Origin of the sequence: Dactylosporangium sp. CS-047395 (assembly GCF_050942185.1) — a bacterium.
In the GTDB taxonomy this organism is placed as follows: domain Bacteria; phylum Actinomycetota; class Actinomycetes; order Mycobacteriales; family Micromonosporaceae; genus Dactylosporangium.
Map to the genome: position 1 here is coordinate 2696926 of NZ_CP192015.1, position 24628 is coordinate 2721553.

The window sequence follows — 24628 nt, forward strand, 5'->3', positions numbered from 1 at the left end:
TTAGATCCGCTTCCCGGGAAACGTTCCGGTCTGTGACAACCTCCACCGGCGTGACCTCAGCCTTTTTTGAGAATCTGCAGCCCGATGGCCACGCCGAGCGGGGCGTCGGTCACCGCCGTCACGGTGCGCCGGCCCCCGGCCCGGGCGGTGAGCAGCAGCTGGGTGAACAGCACGCGGTCGGCGTGGCAGTCCATGTCGACGTACGTCTCGTCGTCGCCGATGCGGAACAGCGCCCAGACCTGGCCGTCGCCGAGGCAGATCACCTGCAGGCGGTACTCGCCGGCCGGGTAGGACCGGTCGTCGTCGAGCCGGGTGACGTTGTTGCGCAGCCCGCTCATGAACCGCTCCGGCGTGGTCTCCACCGCGTCCGGGTCGCGCTTGTTGTACTCCACGACCCGGCGGACCATGTCGGCCGTCTCGCGCGGGCTGAGCGCGGTCTCGCTCGCGACCGCCATGCTCGGCGCGGTGGCGACCCCCGTGCTGGTGCGCGGCGCGGGCCGGGCCGCGGCTACCGCGAACCCGAAGCCGGCCCCGATGAGCAGGGCCAGGGCGATGCTCAGCGTGCGGCGCGGGTTCCGGGCGCGCTCAGGCGGCTCCGGCACCGGCTGGGCGCCGGTCACCTCGATCTCCACGGTCACGCTCCGCGGATAATTGGGCCGGGATCGGACGGGCCGGGCCGGTCGGTGCGAGCGCCACGGCGAGCCAGCCGGCGGCGCTGACACAGGCCAGCATGGCCACCACGATCGTAACCCGGTTCGCCGAGGTCATCAGGTGCCACTCGATCGGATACGGCGAAATCAGATAGATGAACGTGATCGCCGCCCAGTATCCGGCCAGGACCGCCCACAGCCAGCCGTCCCCGGCCAGGCCCAGCTCGCGGCGCCGGGCGCGCAGGAGCGCGGCCCCGACCAGGGCCGCCAGTGCGGCGGCCGCCAGCACCAGGCTGACCTGGTCGAACATCCCGCGCTGAATCGCACCGAGCCGGCCCCAGGCGTCGGCGTCGCCCGCCAGCAGCGCGGTGAAGCGGCCCTCGGCGATCAGGTCGTTCTCGGCGCCGAGCGCGCGCGTGGTCGCCGACCACACCGCGGTCACCCCGAGCGGCAGCCAGCACCACGCGGCGCGACGCAGCTCGCGGCGGTACCGCACGGTCGCCGCCACGGCGAGCATCACGGCGAGCGGGAGGCCCTCGTTCTTGGTGAGTACCGCCGCGGAGACCAGAAACAGCGCGAGCGGCGTCACCCCGGCCGGCTCCGGGCGGCCGAGCAGCAGCACCGCGCCGGCCACGAACGCGGCCCCGCACATGGTGTCGCTGTAGCCCAGCGCCGGCCCGGTGAACTCGGGCAGCCAGGCCCCGCACCCGGCCAGGACCGCGACCGGGATCGACAGCCAGGCCGGCGCGCCCGCGGTGGCCCGGCGCACCGCGAAGCCGACGAGGGCGACGCCGGAGAAGGTGACGGCGACGTTCACCGCGAACGCCGGGCGGAACGTGAACGAGTCCAGCAGCTGCCACACGACCGCGATCGGCGCCGAGGCGATCGGCGGATAGTCGGTGTGGGTGACCGCGAGCGCCTCGCTGCCGATCGCGGCCCGCGCGAAGTCCCCGCCGTGCGCGAGATACCCGGCGTGCTGCCACCAGATCGCGTGCGTGTCCCAGCTCAGTGGCTGATCGAACATCATCAGGAAAGGAGCCAGCAATGGTACTCCCAGCAGCCCCGCCTCCAGCCAGCCGAACGCGGCCACGGGTGCGGCCCGGCGCGCCAGCCACGCGATGACGACGGTCCCGGCGAAGACGGCGGCGAACCACGGCACCAGCGGGCCGCGCAGCCACAGCATGAGGACCACCGCCGCGGTCGCCACGACGGCGCCGGCGAGCGGGGCGAGGAGGGTGGCCAGGGGTACCGAACGGGTCAGCGCCCAGGCGAGGGGGAGCCCGGACACGGCGAGCACGAAGACGGCGACGACGCTGGTCATCCGGCCACCGACGTGACGTCGAGGCGGACCCCGGCCGGCGCGGCCGGATCCACGCGACGGTGCAGCACGAGCTCGGCGCCGGCGCGGTCCTTGGTGAGCACCAGCCCGTGCATGGTGACGAGCTCCTGCATCCGGAACCACCACACCTCGTCGGCCTCGTCGACCCAGACCCGCGTGCCGGCGGGCACCCGGGCGGCCATCTCGGACCCGAGGTACTCCATGGCCGCGATGACCCGGTGCTGCGGGCCGTTGGTGGCGCCGCGGTACCTGGCCGCGAGGTAGGCGCCCATGTGGGCGGCGTGCGCGGCGTTCCAGGCGGCCGGGACGAGGGCCCCGGCCGCCAGGACGATGACGATCAGCCGCGCCGCGAGCCGGCTATTTCCGGCTGCGCCCTCCGCCATTGCCAACCCCCACCGGATCGTGGTCCCCGTCGCGTTCGACCGCCGGGACTATACGTGCCATTGGGGTGGTTTCGGGGTCCGGCGCGGGTGGTTCGACCGGTTTGTCGGTACGGATGGCATGTTCACCCCGGGGCAGGACACGCGAGGGCGGATCGAGGTTCATCCCGGACTGCAGCAGCCGCTTGAGCCGCGGCGCGAACGGCCGCTCGATCAGCCGGTGGGCGAGATAGGCGGCGACCAGCATTGCCGCGATCATGCCGGCCAGCAGCGGGTACGGGTCGATCACGCCCTTGAGCCGGCGGATCGTGATCACCCCGATGTCCTGGTGCAGCAGGTACAGCGGATAGGTCATGACCCCGGCCACGGTGAGCCACCGCCAGCGCGCCCAGTCGAGCCGTCCCAAGGCGGCGGCCGCGACGGCCACGAAGAACCCGCCGACGAGCACCATCGCCAGGGTCCATTTCATGTGTACGCCGAGGAACTGGTTCATGTGCCGCGTGTCCTTGAGCACCTGGTACTGCGCGAGCACGAACGACAGCCCGATCAGGCCCCAGAGCAGCGGCGTGGAACCGAAGCGGTGCATGAGGTACAGCAGGATGCCCGCGATGAAGTAGGGCGAGAACATCGGCTGGACGATCGAGTCGATCAGCGGGATGCCGTAGCTGCCGGTGAGGATCGTCGCGATCAGCCAGAGCGCGCAGAACGCGACCACCCGGCGGTACGTGAGGCCGAACCCGACCACGACCGCGAAGAGCAGGTAGAAGCGCAGCTCGGCCCAGAGGGTCCAGTACACCCCGTCGACGCTGCGCACGGCGAGCGCGTCCTGGGCCATGGTGAGGTTCACGAGCAGTTCGGACAGGGTGGTCGGGGCCTTGATCACGCCGGTGGACAGCGCGGTGTCCCGGTTGAAGTGCACGACCAGGAACGAGATCGGCACCGCCACCCAGTACATCGGGTACAGCCGGGTGACCCGGGAGACGGCGAAGTCCTTGAGGTTGCGGTCCCAGCAGCTCATGCAGATGACGAAACCGGAGATCAGGAAGAACAGCTGGACACCGAGGTAGCCGTAGTTGGCGAAGTCGAACAGCCGCCCGAACACGGCACGGTTGGCCCGCTCCCACAACTGGGACTGCGGGGTGCCGACGTAGTGGTACACCACCACGAGCAGGGCGGCGACCAATCGCATGCCGTCGAGGGCGGCGAGGCGGCCTTCGCGCCGCACCGGGGGATTGCCTTCGGCTTTGAGCACTCGGCACTGTAACCAGCGCCGGGACCTTGTGTCGAAACGTCCGGATGCGTGACATCCGCCCTTGATGAGTATTTAACAGTGGTGTCACCGTTTGACGATGGCGCTCACCAGCCCGTAGTCGATCGCCTCCGGTGCGCTGAGGACCTTGCCGGCCTGCAGGTCGTCCTCGACCCGGGACCGCGGCTGCCCGGTCGCCCCGGCGATGCGCAGGATCAGGTCCTCCAGATCCCGCAGGTACCGCCCCGCCTCGGCGACCACCTGATCGGCCGTCCCGCCGGGCGAGGTCACCTTGGGCTCGGCGAGCCGGAACCGCGCGTGGGCGAAGGCGGTACGCTCGGCGGCGGCGCAGTACACGCCCAGAGCCGCTCCACTGACCTCGCCGACCGCGGTGGCGTGCACCGGCGCCCCGATCGAGTCGATGGCGTCCACGAGCGTCCAGACGGCGGCGAGGTTGCCCTGGTCGGCGCTCATGTGCACGCTGATCGGCTCACTGCCGGTGGCATCGAGCGCGAGCAGCGTGGCCGCCGCCCGAGATGCCATGTCGGGCTCGATCGGCCCGCGCAGAAACACCATGCGCCGCGTGAACAACTGCTCGTCCAGCCATGAGGGCTCGTTTTCGTTGAATGGCCGCATGTGCCGAACTTAGGCGCGAATGCGTGGTTCGGCCCCTCGTGCACCCCGGATTCCGCTGAGGGCTTCACAAATATGGCAAACCGCTCGCGTTGAAACCCTGGACTGGCACCATGCGGGGAAGGAGGCACCGGCAGGCGGTGCCGCACGCTTGGGGAGCCGCCATGGCGGACGCCACCTACGCAGAGTCCGGCCTGGTCGACCGCGACCTCCTCGAGATCGTCAACGAGGTCTGGGACGCCTACCTGCAGCAGCCCGAAGCGACCCCGACCGACCTCGCGGCCCCCGAGGACCGCAAGGCCATCACCGCGGCCGTGTCCATCACCGGCGCCTGGGAGGGCCACGTGCGGGTCCTGGTGCCTCCGACCGCGGCCGGCGACATCACCGCCCTGATGCTGGCCATGGAGTCCGGCGAGGTGACCGACCAGGACGTCACCGACGCCATGGGCGAACTCATCAACGTGATCGGCGGCAACATCAAGAACCGCGGCGCCCAACCGGCCAAACTGGGCCTGCCGGTGGTGGCCACGGGGCGCATGTTGTTCCCGGCCACGCGCGAGACCCACCGCCTGTCCATCGCCTGGCCGAACGGCGAACCGATCACGTTCAGCGTCCTGCACGTCAACCCGGACCGCGCCGGCCTGCCCTTGATCGCCAAAAAGCCGTAGCCGGGGTCCTTCCTGAACGCCACAACCTCATCGGCGACAGCCAGCAGGGCACCCGGTCAACGGCAGATCCCGACGCCCGGGGTAGCCGCAGCGACCACATGCCACTGACCTCAGCGCACGGCGTTGCGCCATGGTCACGCTGTCAGAGCGCGTAGGAGTGCGGTCCGCCGAGCCAACGGCTGAGGTACTCGGACTGAATTTCGCCGGTGAGCAGCCCGGCCAGTGTCGCGGCGAATCCGACGTGGTACTGCTCCCAGGACGGCCCTCGTTCTTTCAGCACCACGGGCCACTCGTCAGCCGCCGTGCCGGGCCTGACGTGCCAGAAGAGGAAGTCACCGTTGACGGAATGCCCCCACGAGATCAGGTCGTCACCGGGCTCGAACCAGGACGGAACATCTTCACTGTTCGGTGCCCACCGCAACGCGTCACCCAGGGCCCAATCTCCGGAGCAGGCATCGGGACCGGCGAAGTTGAGGCGGACGCACTCGCGCGCATAGGTGCTGTTCTGCAGCAGATCCGCCCAGTCGTGGGCAGCGTCAGGGGCGCAGACGATGAGGTGGTCGTCGACGGATCCGGGCCCCTGCGCGTCCACGAACATCTTGTAGTCGTTCGGAAGCGCGACACCCAGTCCCGCCTCGATGGGAGACCAGTCGCGGCCGGTCCCACCGGCCGTGGCGAGGGCCGGCAGAACGAGAATCTGGGACAGGCGTTGCACGGCGTCGACCGGCCGCTGGAGCCTTCCGCCGGTCCAGCCGCTGTCGTCGACGAGACGCTCGCCCGAGACGATGTCGTCGGGCTTGAGAAGGTCGCCACCGACACCGGTGACGATGGCGTACGACCCGGTGAGCTCAACCACGACCAGGCCCACATTTCGCGGATGGCGGCCGTGCTCGCGGCAGGCCCGGTCGAAGCGGTCTCCCGGGCGAGCCCAGTGCCGCGGGTGATAACCCGGTTCGCCCTCCAGCCGCCAGCCCTCCGCCACGGCCTGGACCGAATCCACGGAGAAGCTCAGACGCTCCCTTCGCACAATGTCATCTTGCCCGGACGGCAGGCCATCCGTCGCACCGACGTCTCTCTGACGATCGTGCTGACGAGCTGATCTCGTACGCTGCCGGGCGTGGGTGACTTTCTCGAGACGACGCTGGCCCGGGTGCCGGACGGATTCGACCTGCCGGAGCCGCTGCGCCTGCTCTTCGCCTGGGTCGACGAGCAAGGTTTCGTGGTGAAAGGGCACGACGGAGATCTGTACGGCTCACTGAGCGACAACGGTTGGGTGGGCACCTCGATCGAGTTGCGTGGCTACACCGCCGAGCAGACCCTTGCGTACACACGGTCCTGGTTCGACGATTCGGTCCCGGATGCGGCCGCACGCTTGTGGCCGTTCGCGCAGACCGGCGGCGAAGGTTCATTGGCCGCCTTGTGGCGCGACGGTGAGGGACGGGTCAGGATCGTCCATCTCGGTTCGGGCAGCGGTTCGATCATGACGTGCGTGCTCGCGGACGATGCGGTCGACTTTCTGCGGCTGCTGGCGGTCGGCTACCGGGAGATCTGCTGGAACGAGGAGTTCGGCGCGCCGCCCGAGCCGTGGGACGCCGACCACGAGATTGTCAATGCGCCCTACCGGGATTGGCTGCACCGCACCTTCGGTGTCACCGCCCCGGCGGTCGGGCTGGAGATAGTGCGGGAGCCCGCCGAGATGGGCGACGAGGACACCACGGACCCCTTCTGCCGTTGGGTCGACAACAACGGCACCTGAGCCGACTCATGACGCCCGGCTCCGAGATCCTGCAGTCACAAACAGGCAGTTGCCTTGTCGTTGAATCCCCGGTGCGCTACGGCGCGCCTGCCGAACCACAACTGGAATGCCTCGCTACCGATCGGCGCAGCGATCCGCCGCTCACCACCGGCGGCATGAGCGTACGCGTCCGCTGGGGTAGCTTCTTGCGAATGCTTCGTGATCCATTGGAAGACATGCAGGTCGCGTCCCGCACGGAACTGGTGGCGGCTGTACGCGCCGTCATCGACGTCGATGCGGCCGGTGCGGAAGACATCATTCGATCGGCCGAGCCGTTCTGGGATGCGATGGAGCGAGCCGGCGGTCTCGTGGACTCGTGGGGTGGCGGCGAGTTCTGCCACGTCCTGCCGCAGGTCTTGTCGTTCATCCAGGCGACTGCCAAGCCGTAGCGCACCCGCGACCGTCCAGCAGTGCGTCGCGAAGCCGGCCGACGGTCCATCGTTCGACGTCGTGCATGTGCCGTGGCTGGCCGGCAACCCTCACACGGAATCGCCTTCCCAATCCGCTCGGGGCGGCCGCCCAACCTTGCACGCAACTGTTGGCGCCCCCACAGGGCCGCGAGCGCTCGCTATCGTGTCACCCGTGGACGAGAGTCGATCCCTGCCCGCGGCTGACACGGCGCCGGAACACGTCGGTGGTCTCTTGTACGGACTGAGCTCCGTCGTTGGCCTGATCGCGGTCGTCGTCGGCGTCGTCATGACCATCTGCGGTGGCTACCCCGACTTCGGCGTCGGGCTGATCGTCGTGGGCCTGCCGCTGGGCGTGGCCGCCGGGCTCGGGGCCATCGACCCCTCCACCGCGGTCACCAGTGGTCGGGCCCGGGCGGCCCTGGTGAGCGGGGTGGCGTTGGCGGTGCTGTTCGTGTCGATGGCCGCCGGCCTGGCCGGGGTCGCCGGGCAGCTGGTCCGCTGGTTCGGCCCGGCCGAATATGTCGGCTGGTACGGGACGAAGGTGACGGTGGCACTGCCCAAGCAGTGCGAGACCAGCTACTACAGCATGGCCCGCAACGGCGCCGCGACCGGGCACGTCATCACGTGCGAGCACGCCACCTGGACGCTCGACGGGCGCCAGCACGACGGCACGGTCACCCTCGCCGACGAGGACTTTCCGCGCGACAGCAACGCCGCGCCGGCGAGCGTCGAGGCCTACGTGCTGCGCGGCGAGGGCTACAGCGTCGCCCGGGTCGGCCACGTCAGCCGCTTCGGTCGCTGGGGGCCGGTTCCGCCGTGGGCCGCGGCCGGGCTGCTGGTCGCGGTGATCCTCATCGTGCTGCTGGTCAGGACCGGCCGGGTGCCCCGCGAATAAGCACACGGGCGGCGAGCTCGTCATCGCGGCACCGTAGTGCACCCCTCCGAGGCGGCGACGCCCGCTGCGGCAAGCTGTGATGATGCAGAGTGTGTATGAAGCGGCCGGTGGCGAGGCGGGTCTGCGCCGCCTCGCTCAGGCTTGGCATGAGCGCGTGATGGCCGACGAGATTGTCAGTCACGCGTTCAGTCGTGGGTACCATCCGCAGCACACCGAACGGCTGGCGGCGTACTGGGCCGAGGCGCTCGGCGGCCCGGCCGTCTACTCGCAGCGCTACGGCGACGAGACGTCGGTTGTGCGTATGCACAGCGGCAACGGCCGGCATGAGGAGATGGACCGCCGGGCGATCGACTGCTTCGATGACGCCTTGGACGCGGTCGGCTTGACCGCCGAGCCACTGCGCCAGGTCCTGCACGACTACTTCGCCCACACCACGACGACCACCATGGCCCGGTACCACGAGTCGGCCGACGCCGTCCCCGAGGGCCTGACCATTCCACGCTGGTCCTGGAACGGTCCGCAGCAATCATGACGAGTCCATCGCCCGCAACCTCGGCCGGCGGCAATCCGGTTCGCGGCGAGTTCTGTGGGTGCGCAGAATCCGCGTAGAGTCGCCCGGTGACCGTGTACGACATTGCTGCGCAGTTGCCGCCGATCGACGTACTGCGTGACCGCTGCAAGGCGCTCGCGGTGCTCGACCGGATCCTCGACGGTGGCGAGCCGTACTACGCCTACACCACGCAGTGGGGCGGCGACGAGGCGGCGCTGATGAGCAACGGCAGCGGCGACGAGTGGGCCGTGGTGTTCACCGCGCAGGGCGCCTTCATCCGGGTGTTCGACCACGAGTCGCCGATGTCCCCGTACCGCGACGAGGACCGTGAGCTGTGGCCGGGCCTGCTCGACGGTGTCCCCGCGAAGTTCCGTCCCCAGGTCGAGGAGCCGGCGTTCGGCGACGAGGAGGGCCAGTTCCTCGCCACCGCGGTGCTGTGGCGGGGCGCCGGCGACGATCGCTGGCACGCCGGGGACGGCATCGTCTTCCCGCCGTCACGCGGACCGTACGACACCGTCGACGGGTCCGGCCTGCTGGCCATCCTGCTGGACGACATCGTCGACCGATTCGCCGAGTTCGCCGCCGACTACTACGAGATCGAGCTCGACCGCGCGGCGGTCGAGCACATCGTCGCGCACCGCCCGCTCACCGAGGCCGTGGTGCAGGCCCTGCACTCCAGCGCGACGGTCGCGGAACTGCGCACCGATGTCGCCACGATCGGCTACCCGATCCAGACTCCGTGACGCTGGGCACCCGTCAGTTCACCGGAAGCGGGGCAACTCGGCCATGACTGCGTCGAAAGCGCCGAGGTCGTATCGGTCCGCTCCTGGAGGGGGCGGCTCCACCGGCAGACCCGACGGCGGCAGTCCCCAGACAACCCGGGCCGCGCCGACGCGCTCGACCGCCTCGTACCACTGGCGGAGGGGTCCGGCCAGCCGGACATGGAGGTCGAAGTTGCGTCGCCGCCGTGTGGGATCCGCGTTGCGGCGCCTGCGGAGTTCGTCCTCCGGTGGTGCGCAGACGATGATCAGATCGGCGAACCCGAGCCGGCTTTCCGCCACGGCCCGCCGGTGTACGTCGACCTCGGCCTGCCAATGCTGCCGGGAAAGTTCGCCGATCCGGGCCAGCGACCAGCTGTAATGCAGCTTGAGCGGGTCATCGTCACAGACGGCGAGTCCACTGGCGCGCTCCCGGTGCAGGGCCTGCGACCACCGGCGCGCGTTGACCGCGCACCAGAACGCCGCTTGTTCGGCGGGGTCCGGGCCGGGTAGGGCTTCGCCGGTCGGAACGTACTCGGGCACGGTGTCCGTCGGATGGTGCTCGCGGCACCATGTCGTCTTGCCCGCCGCGCTGGGGCCGGTCACGGCGACAATCATGCTTGTCGTTCCACCGCGAGCTGAGTCTCCGGTGACCGGGCCGAGCGTGCGGTCGGCGAGCGGCGGTACAGCGGCGCGAGAGCCATGCCCGCCGCGAACGCCCACCCGTGGTGGTCCCCCGCCGCGATCAGCACCGCCGCGAAGAGCACCGAGACGCCGACGAGGGTGAGGTCGGCCCGGCGCGGCCAGCGGTTCCGCGCGAACTGGTACAGCCAGGCGCCGACCACGATGACGATGACGGCGGTGATGAGGTTGGTGAGGCTGACGAGGGTGATCGCGGCGAGGAAGTACCCGACGAACATCAGCGATACCGACTGCGCCCGCGCGCCCAGCACGACGGCCATCGCCAACAGGGCCGCGACCCCGAGTACCGCGACGGAGGTGCCGCCGCCGGGTGGTTCCAGCCAGTACCCGGTGAGCTGCCCGACGATCCCGCCGGTGAGGTAGCCGGCCAGCCACCAGCGGGGGCCGAGGACCCATTCCGCGCCGACGCCGATGACGGCCAGGAACAGCATGTTGCTGACGAACTGCGCGGTTCCGGAGACGCCGGGCGAGGCCATCTGCGTGAGCAGCGGCGAGAACAGCCGCCACCAGTGCGACCAGGTGAGGCCGCCGGGGTCGCGCTGCAGGGCCGGGCCCCAATCCTTGATCGTCCACTGGAGCAGTTCGGCGACCGCGGTCAAGGCGAACACGACGGTCGTGGCGATCGGGAACCGGCGATTGCTCATGCGACGAGCGTAGGAAAGGCGATGCCGGCACGGTACCGACAAATGTCACCGATGTCGCAGGTCAGATCAAGCGCTCGGGATGTGGTTGACGGCCGTCTTGAGCAGGACGCCGGCCGCTGCGACCGGGTCCTTCGCCGAGGACTGCACCCGGATCTCGATGTAGTAGCCGCGCGCCCACGTGTCGCCGAAGCCGACGCCCGCCTGCTCCTTGGCCACGAAGGCCGCGTCGCCGACGCCCGGCAGGTCGGTCGCCGGGGAGTCCAGGCCGGCCTTGGCCGCGTCGACCGATGCCTTCGTGAAGGGCGCCCGCGCCACGCTGACGTCGACCGCCTGGTTGCCCTGCTGGTAGCTGCAGAAGGCGGCCGAGCTCTCCCGCTTCGACAAGCCGCTCAGACCACTGGCCGAGGCCGCCTCGTCCAGGCTCACGAGGACGCAGGCGTCCTGCACCACGCCGGCCGCGGCCGCCGCCGTGGTGGCCGGTGCCGGTACCGGTGCCGTCGTCGTCGTGGCGCCACCGCTCGGCGCGGGAGTCGACGACCCGCCACAGGCGGCCAGCACGAGGGTAGCGGCGACGAGGCCGGACGCGAGCGTGATACCCGAACGCAGGTTCATGAGGATCAAGGTATCGACGTCAGTGAACCAGCGACCGTCAACTGTCGGATTCCAGGGCGAAGGTGTTCCCGTCGGGGTCCTGGATCCAGGCGATCCGTCCCCCGCCCGCGCGAGGCGTGATCCCTCGGTCGTCGTATTCGAGGCCGTCGTACCGCACCGTCTCCACCCCCGCCGCCGCCAGTTCGTCGACGAGCTGGTCGAGGTCGTCGACGTACCACGTGGCCAGGGTGGCCGCCGTGGTGCCGGCGGTGGTCGACTGGTAGACGTTCAGGGCCGGCCCGCCGCCCGAGCCGTACACGCGGCCGCCGCCCTCGATGCGGGCGCTGGGGCCGGTGTGGAGTACCGGCAGGCCCAGTTTGCCCTCGTAGAAGGCGACGGCGGCGTGGATGTCGGACACGGCGATCGAGGCGCGCAACGGGAAGCTGCTCAACGGCATGCCATCCAGCCTCGCACGAAAGCGTCAGGAGGTCAGCGTGGGGCGGGCGGCGAGGATCAGGCCCAGGGTCGCGTAGCCGACGAGCAGGTGGGCGCCGCCGATGTAGTCGGCGGTCGGGGAGCCCAGGATGGCGAACGCGGGAACGGTGATGACCGCCCAGCTCTCGGCCACCGCCGGCCAGACGCGGGCGGCGCCCTTCCAGCGGGCGGTGAACAGGATCTTCAGGCCGATGATGAACATGCCGAGCATGGACAGCGGCCAGAAGACGTCCATCGGGACCAGGAAGGCCTCGTCGCGCAGGGACGGGACGGCGTGCAGGACGCTCCAGAGCGTGGCGATCGCCAGCAGGACGTGTTCGGTGTACAGCATGCCGCGGGCGACCTTCGAGGTGCCCGTCGCCGCCGTGCGCAGCTGGATGGCCAGGAGGGCGAAGAGGCCCAGCTGGAAGCAGGCGCCGCCGAGGTCGGAGATGGTGCGGCCGAGCGAGTCGGTCGGGTTGTTGCCGACGGTGAACATGGCGCCGGCCCAGATCAGCGTGCCGGTGGTGAGGGCCAGGCCGAGGGGGCGGGTGAAGGACTTCGCGGCGGGGGCGGGCGAAAGGTCGGTACGAGCGGGAATGGGCTCGGTTCTGATGGTCATGCCCAGAAGACTGGCGAACGCGGCGACCCGGGCACGAGAGGCCGGTGTCCCGGAAAACGCGGGACGCGCGTCCTCGGGCGCTCGGGACACCCTGGATGGCACCATTTCCGAGTGTCCAAGCCTCGCGTGTCCACCCTGGTCGGCGGCGTGTTCGTGGTGCTCACGCTGGCCGCGACCGGGGCGAGTGTGGTGCTCGAAGCCGGCGTACCGGCGGACGACGGGCTCGAGGCGGGGTGGATCTCGGGAGTGGCGGGGCTGGCGCTCGCGGTGCCGGGCGGGCTGCTCGCCTATTACGTGCCGCGCAACGCCGTGGCCTGGATCCTGTGCGCGAGCGGGCTGCACTGGGCGGTCGACGGGGCCGCCGCCGCGTACGTCGCGCACGCCATCGCCGCGCCGCCCGTCGAACCGGGGGCGTCGTTGGCGTACTGGCTGTACCAACGGGTCGGTTCCGCGCTGCTCTTCAGCCTGCCGCTGCTGCTGGTGTTCTATCCGGACGGACGCCTGCCGCGCGGGTGGTGGCGGTGGGCGTCGGTGGGCAGCCTGGCCGCGACCGCCGTGCTGCCGCTGACGCTGCTGTTCGTGCCCGCACGGATCGCCGACGCGATGAACGACGGGTCCGAGCCGGCGTCCCTGCGCGCCTTGTCGATCGATCTGCTCCGCCTGCCGCTGCCCGACGGGGCGTGGGAGGTGCTGCTGCGGGTGGGTTACGCGGCGCTCCCGGTCAGCCTGCTGATCCCGTTCGCGGTGGTGTTTCGCCGGTACCGCGCGGCAAGGGGCCTCGATCGCGCCCGGATGCGGTGGCTGTTGTGGGCCGGCGTGGTCGACGTGCTCGTCATGCTCTCGGCGCTCGTGCTGCCCCGGTCCGCGCTCGGCATCGGGCTGTTCGTGGCCATCGCGGTCACCGGCGGGTCGATCGCCATCGGCGTGCTCGCCCCGCAGTGGCTCGACATCGACCGGCTCCTCGGCGGCACGGTGCTCTACGGAGCCCTGGCCGCCATCGTGGTGCTCGTCGACGCCGCGATCCTGGCCCTCGTCACCACCGCCCTCGGCTCCCAGGGCGCCGCGCTGGTCGGGCTGCTGGTCGTCCTTCTCGTGTACGGCCCGTTGCGCAACCGCCTGTGGACGCTCGTCCAGCGGGTGGTGCTGGGGCAGCGGCACGACCCGTACCGCATCATCTCGGGCCTCGCCGAACAGCTGGAACGCTCCGACAGCCCCGAACGGCAGCTGCTGGCCGTCGCGCGCAGCGTCGCCGAGGCGTTCCGCTCGCCCTACGTCGCCGTCGAGGTCCACCATCACGGCGGGCAGGCGCTGCTGGCCGAGTTCGGCAGTGCGCCGGGCGACACGCAGACGCTGCCCATCACGTACCGCGACGAGACCGTCGGCCGCCTCATCCTTGCCGCCGGGGGGTACCGGACGGCGCTGTCGCCGCGGGACGAGCGGCTGCTGGCCGACGTGGTGCGGCAGGCGGCGGCCGCGGCCCGGTCCAGCTATCTCGCGGCCGAGCTGCAGGTGAGCCGGGAGCGGCTGGTCGGGGCGCGGGAGGAGGAGCGCCGCCGGGTCCGCCGCGACCTGCACGACGGCCTCGGCCCGGCGCTCGGCGGGGTGGCGCTGCGCATCGACACCGCCCGCAACCTGCTCGGCAGGGCGCCCGAACAGGCCGACGGGGTGCTGCGCCGAGCCCGCGAGGACGTCTCGACCGCCCTGGCCGACGTCCGGCGGCTCGTGCACGACCTGCGCCCGCCCGCGCTGGACGACGTGGGCCTGGCCGGCGCGGTCGAGCAGCTCGCCGAGCGCCTCCGCGCGCCGGGGCTGACCACACGGGTCTCCGCCACGCTGCCGGCCGACCTGCCGGCGGCGGTGGAGGTCGCGGCGTACCGGATCGCGTCGGAGGCACTGACCAACGTGACGAAGCACGCGCACGCGACGAGCTGCACGATCACGCTCACCGCGGGCGAGCGCGACCTGGTCGTCGAAGTCCGCGACGACGGCACCGGGATCCCGCCCGGCACACCGAGCGGCGTCGGGCTGGTCTCGCTGCGGGAGCGGGCGGCCGAGCTCGGCGGGCGCTGCGAGATCGAGTGCCCCGCCGGCGGCGGCACCCTCGTGCGCGCGCATCTGCCCCTGTCCACGACGACATTAGGCTGACGACATGACCAACGACCGCGCGATCCGGGTGCTCGTCGCCGACGACCACCCGATCTTCCGCGACGGGCTCGCCGTCCTGCTCGGTTCCGTCGACGGGATCGAGGTCGTCGGTACGGCGGCCACCGGAGTCGAGGCCGTCGAGCGGGCCGTCGCGCTGGCGCCGGATGTCGTCGTCATGGACGTACAAATGCCGGATCTGAACGGGATCGAAGCCACCCGGCGGCTCGTGGCCGCCGCGCCCGAGACCGGGGTCGTGGTGCTGACCATGTCCGAGGACGACGGCACCGTCTTCGCGGCCGTGCGCGCCGGGGCCCGCGGCTATCTCGTCAAGGGCGCCGAGCAGGAGGAGATCGTGCGGGCGATCACCACGGTCGCGTCCGGCGGCGCGGTCTTCGGCGCCACCCTCGCCAGGCGCATCGCCGAGTTCTTCGCCGCCGGACCCCCGTCCGCGAGCTCCGCGTTTCCGGAGCTCACCGGCCGCGAGCGGGAGATCCTGGAGCTGCTCGCGGCCGGTCGCTCGAACGCCCAGATCGCCCAGGCGCTGTTCCTGTCCCAGAAGACCGTCCGCAACAACGTCTCGAACGTCTTCGCCAAGCTGCGGGTGGCCGACCGCGCGGAGGCCATCGTGCGCGCCCGCGAGGCCGGCCTGGGCCACTAGGGCAGTGCGGCCGTCGACAGGGTCATGGCGTCCCGGGCGCCCGTGGACGCGTCCTGGCCAGCCGTCGGGTGGGCGCCCGCCGGCAGGTAGAGCAGCTCGTAGGCGTGGCCGGGCTGCAGCGCCGGGATCTGCGGCACGGTGAACGAGAACGGCGGCGAGATCGTGGTGCCGGCCGTGACCGTCGGGTACACCTCGCCGGAGCCCGGGAAGATCAGGCCGTTGGCGTGGTCGTCGAGCAGCCAGATGCGGTTCGGATCCACCGGCGGGCAGTTGCTGCCGCGGTCGGTCACCGTGAACGTGCCGTCCTTGAACTTCAGCGTCCAGCCGACGGCGCACTGGCTGGGCAGGCCGACGGGGGCGATCCCGCCCGGGTCGTCCGGCATGCTGATGGTCGGCGTCGGCCCGCCCGACGGCCAGGTGCGCGCCGACGGGTCCGTGCCCGCCGGCCGCGACAGCTGCACCGACGGGGCCGTGCCGACCGGCTGCCCCTGGTTGCCGCCGAAGCCCCCCGCCGCCGCGGCGGCCGCCAGGACCACGCCGACCACGCCCACGAAGACGCCGATCAGCGCCAGCCGCCGGCGCCGCTTCACGTTCACCGTGTGCCGGCGCTCGATGACCCGCGCCGAGTCCTCCACCGGCGGGCGCCCGGCCCGCCGCACCACCTCGGCCAGGCCGGCGTCGGCGTCGAACCGCTCGTCCGCATAGGCCCGCTGCACGAGCTCCCTCGTCACGTCATGCTCGGCCATGCTCACTCGCCTCCATGATCTGCTGGAATCGGCGCACGTAGGGCTGCAGCACCTTGCGCAGCTCGGCGACGTGCGAGCGGACGGTCGACTCGCTCATCTCGAGGGCGCCGGCGATCTCCGCGTAGCCGTCGTCGTGCAGGAAGTACAGCAGCGCCACCTGCCGGCGCCTGGGCGGCAGCGAGTCGATCAGCTGCCGCACCGCCCCCTCCAGGCCGAGGGCGTCCTCGACCCGGCTGATGGCCTCGTCGTCGTGGGCGGGCTCGGTCCACGGGCGGTCGTCCAGCCCGATGAACCGCGACTCCGCCTCGGCCCGCCGCCGCGCGTAGTTCTTGGCGGTCGTCAGCACGTAAGCGCGGCGCTGGGGTGGCCCCAGCTCGCGCAGCCGCTCCCAGCGCTCCAGCATCCGCGCGAAACCCTCCGCGGTCGCCTCCGCACTGAGTTCCCGGCCCGCGAATGCGCACAAGACGTGCTGCACCCGTGCCGCCTCGGTCCGGTAGAACTCCGCGAAGTCCGCCGGTGCCGTCCCCATTTCGTGCATCACGTCTATAGAGAGCCGACAGACCCCGATTCCGTCCAGTGGCCACACGGTACTGCTCGCGAGTGAACGATCAACCGCTCAGCGTCACCACCGTCGATCCGTCTCGTTACCGGGGTCAAGTGCCCCGGTGGACGAACGGACCCCTCATGCGACCAGGAGTCGGTGGAGCGCACAGATCCCGCGAACGGTGGCTCACGGCGTCCGCGCCGCTGACCCTGACCGCCGCGGCCGCAGTACTGCTCGGCGGCCCCCCGCTCGGCCTGGCCGTGCCTGCCGCCGTGCTGGTGGCCGCGGCCGCCTCCGGCCTGCTGCACGCCGTCTGGCTGTTCAAGGTGGCCGGCCAGGGCACCAGCGCGGCGAGCCTGACCGCGCTCGGCACCGGCCTCGGCGCCGCGGCCGCCTGCGCCGCCTGGCCGCCCACCGCCCCGTTCGCCGGCCCCGCCGCCGCGCTGCTGCTCGTGGCCGGCCTGCTCGCCCTGCCCGGCGTCACCGCGAGCCCGGCCGCCGCCCTGCGCCGCGGCCTCGACGGCATCTGCGTGGCCCTCTGGAAGTTCCTGACCCTGCTGGTCCTGGTCCTGGACCAGTCCGGCCCGCCGAGCCGCACCGTCTTCGTCACCTGCCTGCTGGCCACCACCGGCATCACGGTCGCGGTGGTCAGCGGCGTCCGGGCCCCGTTCCCGCGCGGCGCCGCCCTCACCGCCGCCGGCGGCGTGGCCCTGGTCGTGCTCGCCCTGGCCATCGTCCCGCTGCTGCCGGCCGAGCCCGCGCGGCACGACGCCTGGCTGCTGTCCGCCGGCGGACTGCTCGTCCTGGGTTCGGTACTGGTCTGGGCCGGCGCCTGCCGCTCCGTCTACGGCCACACGTCGAGCCCGCGCGTCATCGACGGCACCCTGATCGGCGACCCGCTGCTGGTCGCCCCGGTGCTCGCCGGCGCCGCCGCGGTCCTCTACACCCTGGTGAGCCACGGCCGGATCGGACAGCCGGCGATGGTCGTGGGCGCGGCCGCCGTCCTCGTCGTGGTGCTGCGCGAGATCGTGGAGGCGCTCGCCACCCGGCGCTTCAGCGGCGAGCTCGGCGCCGCCCGCGAGGCCTTCGCCACCATCGTGGCCGGCTCCAGCGACGTGATCCTGGTGCTGGGCAAGGACCTGGCCGTGCGCTGGCAGTCCCCGGCCGCCGCGCGCCAGTTCGGCCTGTCCGACCAGGAGGTGCTCGGCCGCCCGTTCGTCCGCCTGGTCCACGCCGCCGACGTCGCCACGGTGCGCCGGTCACTTTCGGGACGCTCCTCACCGGCCCCGGTCCGCACCCGGATCTGCGACGGGTTCGGGGTTTGGCGGCATGTGGAGTACACCGTGAGCGACCTTCGAGACGACCCGTCGGTCGAGGGCGTGGTGGTGCACCTGCGGGACGCCGCCGAACGGCTCGAACTCGAACGAACCCTCGAACGCGCCGCCCGCGCCGACCCGCTGACGGGCCTGGCCAACCGCGGCACCCTCCTGCGCGAACTCGACGGCGGCACCGGCTTCCTGGTCACCGTCGGCCTGGACGGCTTCGCCGGCGTCAACGACCTGCACGGCAACGACGTGGGCGACGCCCTGCTGGTGGCGGTGGCCGCGCGCATCCGAGCCGCGATCGCCCCCGATGATCTGGCCGCCCGCCTGCACGGCGACGAGTTCGCGGTGTTCACCCGCGTCGACAAGGTCCACGCCTACACCCTGGCGACCCGCCTGCTGGGCGAGCTGGGCGAGCCATACCCGATGCCGGGAACGGTGCTCCAGCTCTCGGCGGGCATCGGCCTGGCCCCGGTCGCCGGCGAACCGGAGGACTCCCTGCGCCGCGCCGACCTGGCCCTGCGCCGCGCGAAACGCACCGGTCGCGGCCAGGTCGAGTGGCACGACGAGGCGGCCGAGGAGGCGTACGTCCGCCGCGCGACCCTGGAACAGCACCTGCCCCAGGCGGTCGAGCGGGGCGAGCTGGACCTGGCCTTCCACCCCGTGTACGACCTGGTGGAGGGCCACCCGATCGGCGTCGAGGCGCTGCTGCGCTGGCGCCACCCCCGCCTAGGCACGATCCCCCCGCGCGAGACGCTGACCGTCGCCCGGGAACTGGGGCTGACCGCCCCGATCAACGACTGGGTCCTCGCCCGCGCGGCGCGCCAGCTCTCCTTGTGGCAGCACGAGGGGTACCGGCTCTGGATCTCGGTCAACGTGGCCTTCGACGACTTCGTGGCCCCGACGTTCCCGGCGCGGCTGAGCCTCGCCCTGGACAGCCATCAGGTCGACCCCCGCGACTTCATCATCGAACTCGCGGAGCGCGAGCTGGGCACCGACCTGGAGCGGGTGGCAGAACCCTTGGCGACGGTACGGGCAATCGGCGTACGCACGGCCCTGGACGGCTTCGGCAGCGGGGCGACGTCGCTGGCTCACTTGCGGCGCTTGCCGACCGACCTGCTGAAGGTGGACCGCACCCTGTTCACCGCCTCCCCGGGCGGCGGCGTGGCCCCGATCATCGACGTGGTCGTGAACCTGGGCCGCCGCTTGGGCGTCACGGTGATCGCCCACGGCCTGGAGGCGGGCGAGCACCTGGAGCTGGTGCGCAGGGCCGGGTGCCGCTATGGCCAGGGCCACTACTACGGCCAGCCGGCCCCGGCGGAACGCATCGAGGCCGCCCTGGTGCGCCAGCGCACCTGGTGACGGCGGGTCAGCCGACCGGATGCCAGCGGTTGTACAGCGCCACCTTGTCGGCGTCCTCCGGGCCCCACGATCCCTTCGCGTAGGAGGCCGGGGTCTCGGGATCGTCGAGGATCGGCCCGACGATCCGCCAGCTCTCCTCGACGATGTCCATCCGGCCGAACTGCGCCGGGTCGCCGCGCAGGGCGCCCAGGAACACGTGCTCGTACGGCTTGCGGCCGCCCACCAGCTGCTCGTCGAGGTCGCCGCTCAACCGGATCTGGCGCACCTGGTTGTCGCCGCCGGCGGGGTCGCGCCCGTAGAGCTCGAACGAGATCTCCTCGTCGGGCCCCAGCCGGAAACGGATCAGGTTCGGGTCGGGCTGGCCGTCGACGTCGGTGAACAGCAGGACCGGCGGGCGGCGCAGCTCGACGACGACCTCGAGCGTCGTCTCGGCCATCTCCTTGCCGGCCCGGATGCTGATCGGCACTTTGTGCCAGCGCCAGTTCTCGATGTACATCGTGGTGGCCACGAACGTCTCGGTGCTCGACCCGCGGGCCACGCCCTTGACCCCGGGGTACCCGACGTAACGCCCGCGCACCGTGTCGCGCTTGCGAATCGGGCGGGCCGACCGGAGCACCTTGTGCTTCTCGTCGAGCAGCGCATCGGGGTCGCTGTCGGCCGGCGGCTCCATCGTCAGCAGCGCCACCACCTGCAGCAGGTGGTTCTGCACGACGTCCCGGATCGCGCCGACCGGATCGTAGAACGAGCCGCGGTCCTCGACCCCGAAGTTCTCCGCCATCGTGATCTGGATCGTCCGGACGTACGAGCTGTTCCACAGCGGCTCGAGCAACGTGTTCGCGAACCGGAACACCATGAGATTCTGCACGGCGTCCTTGCCCAGAAAATGATCGACCCGGAAGATGCGGTCCTCGGGGTAGAACTGCTTGATCTTGGTATCCAGCTCGCGGGCGCTGCGCAGGTCGTGCCCGTACGGCTTCTCCACGATCAGCCGCGAGCTGCCCGACAGCCCGGCGGCGTCCAGCCCGGCCGCCACCACCTCGAAGAGGTTCGGCGGCACCGCGAGGTAGAAGGCGGGGAACTGCGCGGCGCCGAGCGCCTCCTTCACCCGGGTGAACAGGTCCGGATCGTCGAACGACCCGGCCACCAGGACCAGCCGCTTCGCGAGCCGCTTGAACACGGCGTCGTCCACCTCGACCTTGGCGTCCTTGAGCGATGCACGCGCCCGGGCCACGAGCCCGTCGGCATCGAGGTCGGTCCTTGCCACGCCGATGACTGGGACCTTCAGCTCGCGGCGGGCCTCCATGGCGTACAACGCCGGCAGCAGCATCTTGTAGGCGAGATCGCCCGTGATGCCGAACAGGACGAACGCGTCGGCCTCGCGTTTGCGGTCTGCGGTCACGCCGTCATGATGCCCAGCCGCCTGAACGCCAACCACCCGCACAGCAGGAGCGCGTCAAGCAACTAAGGGCCGAACCGAGTACAGGAGGTCGCCTTGAAGCACGCCGCACCGGTGACTGCGACGTCGCTCGCCGAACTGTCGAAAGCGTCGATCCGCCGCCGGCAGATCCTGCCGCGCCGTCATGCCGCCGGGCCGCGACCGGCCGCACCCACCGGCCCGGTCGTGCCGGCGGTCACCGCCTTCGCGGCCGGCGCGGGGAGTCTCGACCCGATCACGACGAGCTGGCTGGGTGCGGAGCTGGGCAATTCCCGGAACCCGGTCTGTCCCGCCTCGCCGATCACGCTGATCCGGTTGTGCGGCTTCTCGTTGCCCGCGACCCCGACGCTGATCCGGCGGTGATCGAACACCTGACCACCGACTCGCACCAGCGCGTCCGCAAGGCGATGGCCCGCTGTCCGCGTCTACCTCCGACCGGATCACCGCCCTGCTCGACGACGCGGAACTTGCCGGGGATGCCGCAGCCAACCCGTCACTCGACTGGAGAACGGTCGTCGAGGCGTTCTCAGAGACCGCATCGGACCAGCAGGACTTCCGCAGTCCGGCGGCCGTCCGAGATGGCGCGGCCGCCGGCGGCCGGATGTTGCCGGCCGCTGGAGAGGCGGCCAGCAGTCGGCGCGGGCGCTAAGATCCGCCGCGTGCGGAAGCCGTTCGTGTTGGTGCTGGCCGGTTTGCTGCTGGCCGTCGCCGCCTGCGACGACGATGCGACCAAGACGGCAGCGGCCGGTGCGACGGCCAGTGCGAGTGCCGCCGTCGAGGTGCCGTCGGCCAGTCCAGAGCCGTCCCCGAGTGGTGAAGTGTCCCCGGCGCCGGCCGCGACCGAGACCGCCGCGCCGGACGCGACCAAGAACGTCAAGCCGGCCGGGACGACCAAGGCGGCGACGAAAGCGGCCACGACCAAGGCGACCACGCCGGCGGCGACCACAGCGACGGTGACCAGTGTGACGGTGACGTTGGCCAAGAGCTCGTTCACCGGCAGCTGCTCCGACACGCCGTTTCAGGTGTACGTCACCTGGAGTGTTCACCTCAGCCTCAACACGGAGCAGAAGGTGAATCTCATCGTCCATACCAGTGACGGGGCGGCCCTCCCGGGCTACTGGCTCGCCAGAGACGGGGCGATCAGCTTCGAGCAAATCGTCGGCGTGGCGATGGACGCGGGTCACCCGCACAAGGTCGTGGACTTCTGGGTCGAGACCACCGCGCCGAGCCGGGCGCAGTCGGCGCGGAAGGCGTTCACGATCGACTGTCATTAGGCCCGGTGGCTCAGCGGAACGCGGCGGCCATTTTGTCCAGGGACTCGCGCATGACGTCGGACAGTGGGGTGCCCTTCGGGCGGTCCAGCCATTCCTGTACCGCGACCCGCATCGTGACCAGGAAGGCCGCTGCCATCAGCCGGGCCTGCATCGGTTCGGCCTCGCGGGAGCGCAAGGCCACCTGGGCGGTCAGTTCGTCCTCCATCGAGGCGTAGGTCGACACCTGCTGTGCCGCCAGCGCCGGGTGGCGGCGGACCAGGCGGATCTGGGTGACCCAGTGCGGGTCGCGGGCGCCCAGGTCGCGCTGGAACTCCAGGGCGGCCGCGGTCAGGGCCGCCCAGGGTGCCTCCGTGCGGGGGCGTTCGCGGACCGTTTCGACCAGGCGGAGGACGCGTTGCTGGTCGCCGTACAGCAGGGCCTCTTCCTTGCTTGTGAAGTAGTTCGAGAAGGTGCGGCGGGAGACCTCGGCGGCGTCGGCGATCGCCTCGATGGTGACCTTGTCCAGGCCGTGCGAGATCGACAACGTCACCGCGGCCTCGTGGAGGGCCATCCGGGTGGCTTGCTTCTTGCGTTCCCGCAGGCCTGCTGTTCCCACGCGGCCGATGTTACCTAGTTCTCAGTGGGCAAACTTGCGCATTGGGCAAGTTTTTTGGATGCTTGTATCAGGCAAGTATTCGGGAGGGTCGGTGGAGCACGTCGAGGCGCTGCGAGATGGGGTGCGCGAGCTGATGAAGGTCGTGCGGCTCCTCAAGCAGCAGCATCAGGAGCACGCGCCGGCGGTCAGCGGCATGCTCGCCGTGATCCAGCGGCACGAGAAGCTGCACCTCAAGGACCTTGCCGCGGCCTGCGCGCTCGATCAGTCGACCACCAGCCGGGCGGTCAGCGGGCTGGTGCAGGACGGGCTCGTGCGGCGGGTCGCGGACCCGCGCGACGGGCGGGCCTGCTTCCTCGAGCTCACCGACGAGGGGACCGCGGCGCTCAAAAAGGCCGACGAGTGGTACGCCGCGATGCTCGCCGCCACCCTGCGGGACTGGACCCCCGCCGACACCGAACTTCTGGCCGGCCTGCTGCGCCGATTCGCGCAGTCCCTGGCCGCGACCGATCCCACCACAGCACAGAGCAAGACCCTGGAGGCAACACGATGAGTCATCCCACCCAGACCGAGGAGCCGATGACCCATCGGCAAGTGCTGGAGGCGCTCAGCGGCCTCCTGCTCGCGCTGTTCGTCGCGATGGTCAGCTCGACGATCGTCTCGACGGCGCTGCCGAAGATCATTGGTGCGCTCAACGGTACGCAGACGCAGTACACGTGGGTCGTCACGGCCACGCTGCTGGCGGCGACCGCGACCACCCCGATCTGGGGCAAACTGGCCGACCTGTACAGCAAGAAGGTCCTGGTCCAGATCTCGATCCTGATCTACGTGGTGGGCTCGATGCTCGCCGGCATCTCGCAGAGCGCCGGTGAGCTCATCGCCGCCCGCGCCTTCCAGGGCATCGGCGTCGGCGGCCTGCAGGCCCTCGTACAGGTGGTCATCGCCGCGATGATCCCGCCGCGCGAGCGGGGGCGCTACAACGGGTACCTCGGCGGCGTCATGGCGGTTGCCACCGTGGGTGGGCCGCTGCTCGGCGGTGTGATCGTCGACACCGACTGGCTGGGCTGGCGCTGGTGCTTCTTCGTCGGCGTGCCGGTGGCCGTGATCGCGCTCATCGTGCTGCAGAAGACCCTGCACCTGGTCACCATCCGCCGGGACAACGTGAAGATCGACTACGCGGGTGCCTCGCTCATCGCGGCCGGGGTCAGCGTGCTGCTGATCTGGGTGTCGTTCGTCGACGGGTCGTTCGCCTGGGCGTCCTGGCAGACCGCGGTCATGGTCGGCGCCGGCGTGGTGCTGCTCGCGATCGCCGTGTGGGTCGAGTCGCGCGCCGCCGAGCCGGTCGTGCCGCTGAACATCGTCAAGGAGCGCACCACGGCCCTGTCGATCCTCGCGAGCCTCGCGGTCGGCATGGCGATGTTCGGCGGTGCCGTCTTCCTCGGCCAGTACTTCCAGATCGGCCGCGGCTACACCCCGACCGAGGCGGGCCTGCTGACCATCCCGCTCATGGCCGGCGTGCTGATCTCCTCGATCGTGGTCGGCCAGCTGATCACCCGCACCGGGAAGATCAAGCCGTACATCATCGCGGGCACGATCGTGCTGGTCGCGGGCTTCGGGCTGCTGGCCACCATCGACCACGAGACCTCGCTGGTCTACGTGAGCGTGGGCATGCTGCTGGTCGGCGTCGGGGTCGGCATGTCGATGCAGAACCTGGTGCTGGCGGTGCAGAACACGGTACAGCTGAAGGACATCGGCGCCGCCAGTGCGACCGTCGCGTTCTTCCGCTCGCTCGGCGGCACCATCGGCGTGTCGGTCCTCGGCGCGGTGCTGGCCCGGCGGGTCACCAGCAACATCACCGACTCACTGGCGGCGGCGGGCGTGCCCGCCCCGGCCGGCGGCGAGACCAGCAACCTGAACCTCGGCGCCCTGCCGCCCGCGTTCCAGCACATCGTGCGGGCCGCGTACGGCGACGCGACCGGCCACATCTTCCTGATCTCCGCGGCCATCGCGGTGGTGGGCGTGATCGCGGCCGTGTTCATGAAGCCGGCGATGCTGCGCAGCACGCTCGACCTGTCGGCCAAGAAGGCCGAGGACGAGCCGGTCGGCGCGAACAGGTAGCCAACCGTTATCGAACAAGACCCGAAGCGGGCCGGCACACCCCCTGGTGCCGGCCCGTTTCGCTGTTATAAA

At 71.1% G+C, this 24628-nt stretch carries 28 protein-coding genes; 13 read left to right on the forward strand and 15 right to left on the reverse strand.

The window, feature by feature from the left end; all coding sequences use genetic code 11:
* Positions 1–56: 56 nt before the first annotated feature.
* From ACQP00_RS12560 to ACQP00_RS12580, 5 genes are all read right to left on the reverse strand, one after another.
* Positions 57–638, reverse strand: coding sequence for a hypothetical protein (locus ACQP00_RS12560; RefSeq protein ID WP_433218466.1), 582 nt, complete (start codon positions 636–638; stop codon positions 57–59).
* Positions 586–1971 carry a hypothetical protein gene (locus ACQP00_RS12565; RefSeq protein WP_433218468.1) on the reverse strand — a complete coding sequence of 462 codons (1386 nt, stop codon included), beginning with the start codon at positions 1969–1971 and terminating at the stop codon, positions 586–588. The genes ACQP00_RS12560 and ACQP00_RS12565 overlap by 53 nt, the downstream gene beginning before the upstream one ends.
* Entirely contained in the window at positions 1968–2261 is a 294-nt protein-coding gene (locus ACQP00_RS12570; RefSeq protein ID WP_433218469.1) for a hypothetical protein, read from the reverse strand. The genes ACQP00_RS12565 and ACQP00_RS12570 overlap by 4 nt, the downstream gene beginning before the upstream one ends.
* Positions 2262–2346: 85 nt before the next feature.
* Positions 2347–3621 carry an acyltransferase family protein gene (locus ACQP00_RS12575; protein ID WP_433218471.1) on the reverse strand — a complete coding sequence of 425 codons (1275 nt, stop codon included), beginning with the start codon at positions 3619–3621 and terminating at the stop codon, positions 2347–2349.
* Positions 3622–3705: 84 nt separating this feature from the next.
* The gene (locus tag ACQP00_RS12580; protein WP_433218473.1) at positions 3706–4254 is read right to left on the reverse strand and encodes an ATP-dependent Clp protease proteolytic subunit; all 549 of its coding nucleotides are present in this window, start codon (positions 4252–4254) and stop codon (positions 3706–3708) included.
* Between the two features lie 161 nt (positions 4255–4415).
* Between ACQP00_RS12580 and ACQP00_RS12585 the strand changes: the two genes are divergently transcribed.
* Complete coding sequence (locus ACQP00_RS12585) at positions 4416–4919, forward strand: chemotaxis protein CheX (RefSeq protein WP_433218475.1); 504 nt, start codon at positions 4416–4418, stop codon at positions 4917–4919.
* Between the two features lie 142 nt (positions 4920–5061).
* Here ACQP00_RS12585 and ACQP00_RS12590 read toward each other — a convergent pair whose 3' ends face one another.
* Positions 5062–5901 (reverse strand): SMI1/KNR4 family protein, encoded by an 840-nt coding sequence (locus tag ACQP00_RS12590; protein WP_433218477.1) that lies wholly within the window; start codon positions 5899–5901, stop codon positions 5062–5064.
* Between the two features lie 135 nt (positions 5902–6036).
* Here ACQP00_RS12590 and ACQP00_RS12595 point away from each other — a divergent pair, with 135 nt between their 5' ends.
* The 5 genes from ACQP00_RS12595 to ACQP00_RS12615 all read left to right on the forward strand — a co-directional run bounded on the left by ACQP00_RS12595 (position 6037) and on the right by ACQP00_RS12615 (position 9312).
* A complete protein-coding gene (locus tag ACQP00_RS12595; protein WP_433218479.1) occupies positions 6037–6675 on the forward strand; it encodes a hypothetical protein in 639 nt (212 codons plus the stop codon).
* A gap of 8 nt (positions 6676–6683) precedes the next feature.
* The gene (locus ACQP00_RS12600) at positions 6684–7103 is read left to right on the forward strand and encodes a hypothetical protein (RefSeq protein WP_433218481.1); all 420 of its coding nucleotides are present in this window, start codon (positions 6684–6686) and stop codon (positions 7101–7103) included.
* 193 nt (positions 7104–7296) lie between these two features.
* Positions 7297–8019, forward strand: coding sequence for a hypothetical protein (locus ACQP00_RS12605; RefSeq protein ID WP_433218482.1), 723 nt, complete (start codon positions 7297–7299; stop codon positions 8017–8019).
* Between the two features lie 82 nt (positions 8020–8101).
* Positions 8102–8551, forward strand: a complete 450-nt coding sequence (locus tag ACQP00_RS12610; RefSeq protein WP_433218484.1) for a group II truncated hemoglobin — start codon at positions 8102–8104, stop codon at positions 8549–8551.
* Positions 8552–8637: 86 nt separating this feature from the next.
* Positions 8638–9312, forward strand: a complete 675-nt coding sequence (locus ACQP00_RS12615) for a hypothetical protein (RefSeq protein WP_433218486.1) — start codon at positions 8638–8640, stop codon at positions 9310–9312.
* 18 nt (positions 9313–9330) lie between these two features.
* On the opposite strand, the gene ACQP00_RS12620 is transcribed toward ACQP00_RS12615, so the two are convergent.
* The 5 genes from ACQP00_RS12620 to ACQP00_RS12640 form a co-directional block, all read right to left on the reverse strand.
* Positions 9331–9945 carry a hypothetical protein gene (locus tag ACQP00_RS12620; protein WP_433218488.1) on the reverse strand — a complete coding sequence of 205 codons (615 nt, stop codon included), beginning with the start codon at positions 9943–9945 and terminating at the stop codon, positions 9331–9333.
* The gene (locus ACQP00_RS12625) at positions 9942–10673 is read right to left on the reverse strand and encodes a hypothetical protein (RefSeq protein ID WP_433218490.1); all 732 of its coding nucleotides are present in this window, start codon (positions 10671–10673) and stop codon (positions 9942–9944) included. Before ACQP00_RS12625 ends, ACQP00_RS12620 begins: the two co-directional genes overlap by 4 nt.
* Positions 10674–10739: 66 nt before the next feature.
* Positions 10740–11285, reverse strand: coding sequence for a DUF3558 family protein (locus ACQP00_RS12630; RefSeq protein ID WP_433218492.1), 546 nt, complete (start codon positions 11283–11285; stop codon positions 10740–10742).
* A gap of 37 nt (positions 11286–11322) precedes the next feature.
* Positions 11323–11721 carry a VOC family protein gene (locus ACQP00_RS12635; RefSeq protein ID WP_433218494.1) on the reverse strand — a complete coding sequence of 133 codons (399 nt, stop codon included), beginning with the start codon at positions 11719–11721 and terminating at the stop codon, positions 11323–11325.
* A 24-nt stretch (positions 11722–11745) separates the two neighbouring features.
* A complete protein-coding gene (locus ACQP00_RS12640) occupies positions 11746–12360 on the reverse strand; it encodes a hypothetical protein (protein ID WP_433218496.1) in 615 nt (204 codons plus the stop codon).
* A 111-nt stretch (positions 12361–12471) separates the two neighbouring features.
* Between ACQP00_RS12640 and ACQP00_RS12645 the strand changes: the two genes are divergently transcribed.
* The gene (locus ACQP00_RS12645; RefSeq protein ID WP_433218498.1) at positions 12472–14505 is read left to right on the forward strand and encodes a histidine kinase; all 2034 of its coding nucleotides are present in this window, start codon (positions 12472–12474) and stop codon (positions 14503–14505) included.
* 4 nt (positions 14506–14509) lie between these two features.
* On the forward strand, positions 14510–15163 hold the full coding sequence (locus ACQP00_RS12650; protein WP_433218499.1) for a response regulator: 654 nt from the start codon (positions 14510–14512) through the stop codon (positions 15161–15163).
* Here ACQP00_RS12650 and ACQP00_RS12655 read toward each other — a convergent pair.
* Positions 15160–15909: a hypothetical protein gene (locus tag ACQP00_RS12655; RefSeq protein WP_433218501.1), complete on the reverse strand. Its 750-nt coding sequence runs from the start codon at positions 15907–15909 to the stop codon at positions 15160–15162. The two genes, ACQP00_RS12650 and ACQP00_RS12655, sit on opposite strands and share 4 nt — an antisense overlap.
* The gene (locus tag ACQP00_RS12660; protein ID WP_433218503.1) at positions 15896–16438 is read right to left on the reverse strand and encodes an RNA polymerase sigma factor; all 543 of its coding nucleotides are present in this window, start codon (positions 16436–16438) and stop codon (positions 15896–15898) included. The genes ACQP00_RS12655 and ACQP00_RS12660 overlap by 14 nt, the downstream gene beginning before the upstream one ends.
* A 155-nt stretch (positions 16439–16593) precedes the next feature.
* Here ACQP00_RS12660 and ACQP00_RS12665 point away from each other — a divergent pair, with 155 nt between their 5' ends.
* Positions 16594–19137, forward strand: a complete 2544-nt coding sequence (locus ACQP00_RS12665) for a putative bifunctional diguanylate cyclase/phosphodiesterase (RefSeq protein WP_433218505.1) — start codon at positions 16594–16596, stop codon at positions 19135–19137.
* Between the two features lie 7 nt (positions 19138–19144).
* On the opposite strand, the gene zwf is transcribed toward ACQP00_RS12665, so the two are convergent.
* Entirely contained in the window at positions 19145–20536 is a 1392-nt protein-coding gene (gene zwf, locus ACQP00_RS12670; protein WP_433218507.1) for a glucose-6-phosphate dehydrogenase, read from the reverse strand.
* Positions 20537–20647: 111 nt separating this feature from the next.
* On the opposite strand from zwf, the gene ACQP00_RS12675 reads away from it, so the two are divergent.
* Together ACQP00_RS12675 and ACQP00_RS12680 are read left to right on the forward strand one after the other, a co-directional pair.
* The gene (locus ACQP00_RS12675) at positions 20648–20935 is read left to right on the forward strand and encodes a hypothetical protein (protein ID WP_433218509.1); all 288 of its coding nucleotides are present in this window, start codon (positions 20648–20650) and stop codon (positions 20933–20935) included.
* Between the two features lie 296 nt (positions 20936–21231).
* Complete coding sequence (locus ACQP00_RS12680; RefSeq protein WP_433218510.1) at positions 21232–21846, forward strand: hypothetical protein; 615 nt, start codon at positions 21232–21234, stop codon at positions 21844–21846.
* A 10-nt stretch (positions 21847–21856) separates the two neighbouring features.
* On the opposite strand, the gene ACQP00_RS12685 is transcribed toward ACQP00_RS12680, so the two are convergent.
* Positions 21857–22441, reverse strand: coding sequence for a TetR/AcrR family transcriptional regulator (locus ACQP00_RS12685; RefSeq protein ID WP_433218512.1), 585 nt, complete (start codon positions 22439–22441; stop codon positions 21857–21859).
* A 91-nt stretch (positions 22442–22532) separates the two neighbouring features.
* On the opposite strand from ACQP00_RS12685, the gene ACQP00_RS12690 reads away from it, so the two are divergent.
* Both ACQP00_RS12690 and ACQP00_RS12695 read left to right on the forward strand, forming a co-directional pair.
* Positions 22533–22991 carry a MarR family winged helix-turn-helix transcriptional regulator gene (locus ACQP00_RS12690; RefSeq protein WP_433218514.1) on the forward strand — a complete coding sequence of 153 codons (459 nt, stop codon included), beginning with the start codon at positions 22533–22535 and terminating at the stop codon, positions 22989–22991.
* The gene (locus tag ACQP00_RS12695) at positions 22988–24556 is read left to right on the forward strand and encodes an MDR family MFS transporter (protein ID WP_433218516.1); all 1569 of its coding nucleotides are present in this window, start codon (positions 22988–22990) and stop codon (positions 24554–24556) included. Before ACQP00_RS12690 ends, ACQP00_RS12695 begins: the two co-directional genes overlap by 4 nt.
* Positions 24557–24628 lie beyond the last annotated feature (72 nt).

Coding starts and splice junctions, on each gene's coding strand:
- ACQP00_RS12565 (WP_433218468.1), bottom strand. CDS start 1,971: ATGACCAGCGTCGTCGCCGTCTTCGTGCTCGCCGTGTCCGGGCTCCCC.
- ACQP00_RS12570 (WP_433218469.1), bottom strand. CDS start 2,261: ATGGGCGCCTACCTCGCGGCCAGGTACCGCGGCGCCACCAACGGCCCG.
- ACQP00_RS12580 (WP_433218473.1), bottom strand. CDS start 4,254: ATGCGGCCATTCAACGAAAACGAGCCCTCATGGCTGGACGAGCAGTTG.
- ACQP00_RS12585 (WP_433218475.1), top strand. CDS start 4,416: ATGGCGGACGCCACCTACGCAGAGTCCGGCCTGGTCGACCGCGACCTC.
- ACQP00_RS12600 (WP_433218481.1), top strand. CDS start 6,684: ATGACGCCCGGCTCCGAGATCCTGCAGTCACAAACAGGCAGTTGCCTT.
- ACQP00_RS12610 (WP_433218484.1), top strand. CDS start 8,102: ATGCAGAGTGTGTATGAAGCGGCCGGTGGCGAGGCGGGTCTGCGCCGC.
- ACQP00_RS12620 (WP_433218488.1), bottom strand. CDS start 9,945: ATGATTGTCGCCGTGACCGGCCCCAGCGCGGCGGGCAAGACGACATGG.
- ACQP00_RS12625 (WP_433218490.1), bottom strand. CDS start 10,673: ATGAGCAATCGCCGGTTCCCGATCGCCACGACCGTCGTGTTCGCCTTG.
- ACQP00_RS12630 (WP_433218492.1), bottom strand. CDS start 11,285: ATGAACCTGCGTTCGGGTATCACGCTCGCGTCCGGCCTCGTCGCCGCT.
- ACQP00_RS12635 (WP_433218494.1), bottom strand. CDS start 11,721: ATGCCGTTGAGCAGCTTCCCGTTGCGCGCCTCGATCGCCGTGTCCGAC.
- ACQP00_RS12640 (WP_433218496.1), bottom strand. CDS start 12,360: ATGACCATCAGAACCGAGCCCATTCCCGCTCGTACCGACCTTTCGCCC.
- ACQP00_RS12650 (WP_433218499.1), top strand. CDS start 14,510: ATGACCAACGACCGCGCGATCCGGGTGCTCGTCGCCGACGACCACCCG.
- ACQP00_RS12655 (WP_433218501.1), bottom strand. CDS start 15,909: ATGGCCGAGCATGACGTGACGAGGGAGCTCGTGCAGCGGGCCTATGCG.
- ACQP00_RS12660 (WP_433218503.1), bottom strand. CDS start 16,438: ATGGGGACGGCACCGGCGGACTTCGCGGAGTTCTACCGGACCGAGGCG.
- ACQP00_RS12665 (WP_433218505.1), top strand. CDS start 16,594: ATGCGACCAGGAGTCGGTGGAGCGCACAGATCCCGCGAACGGTGGCTC.
- ACQP00_RS12695 (WP_433218516.1), top strand. CDS start 22,988: ATGAGTCATCCCACCCAGACCGAGGAGCCGATGACCCATCGGCAAGTG.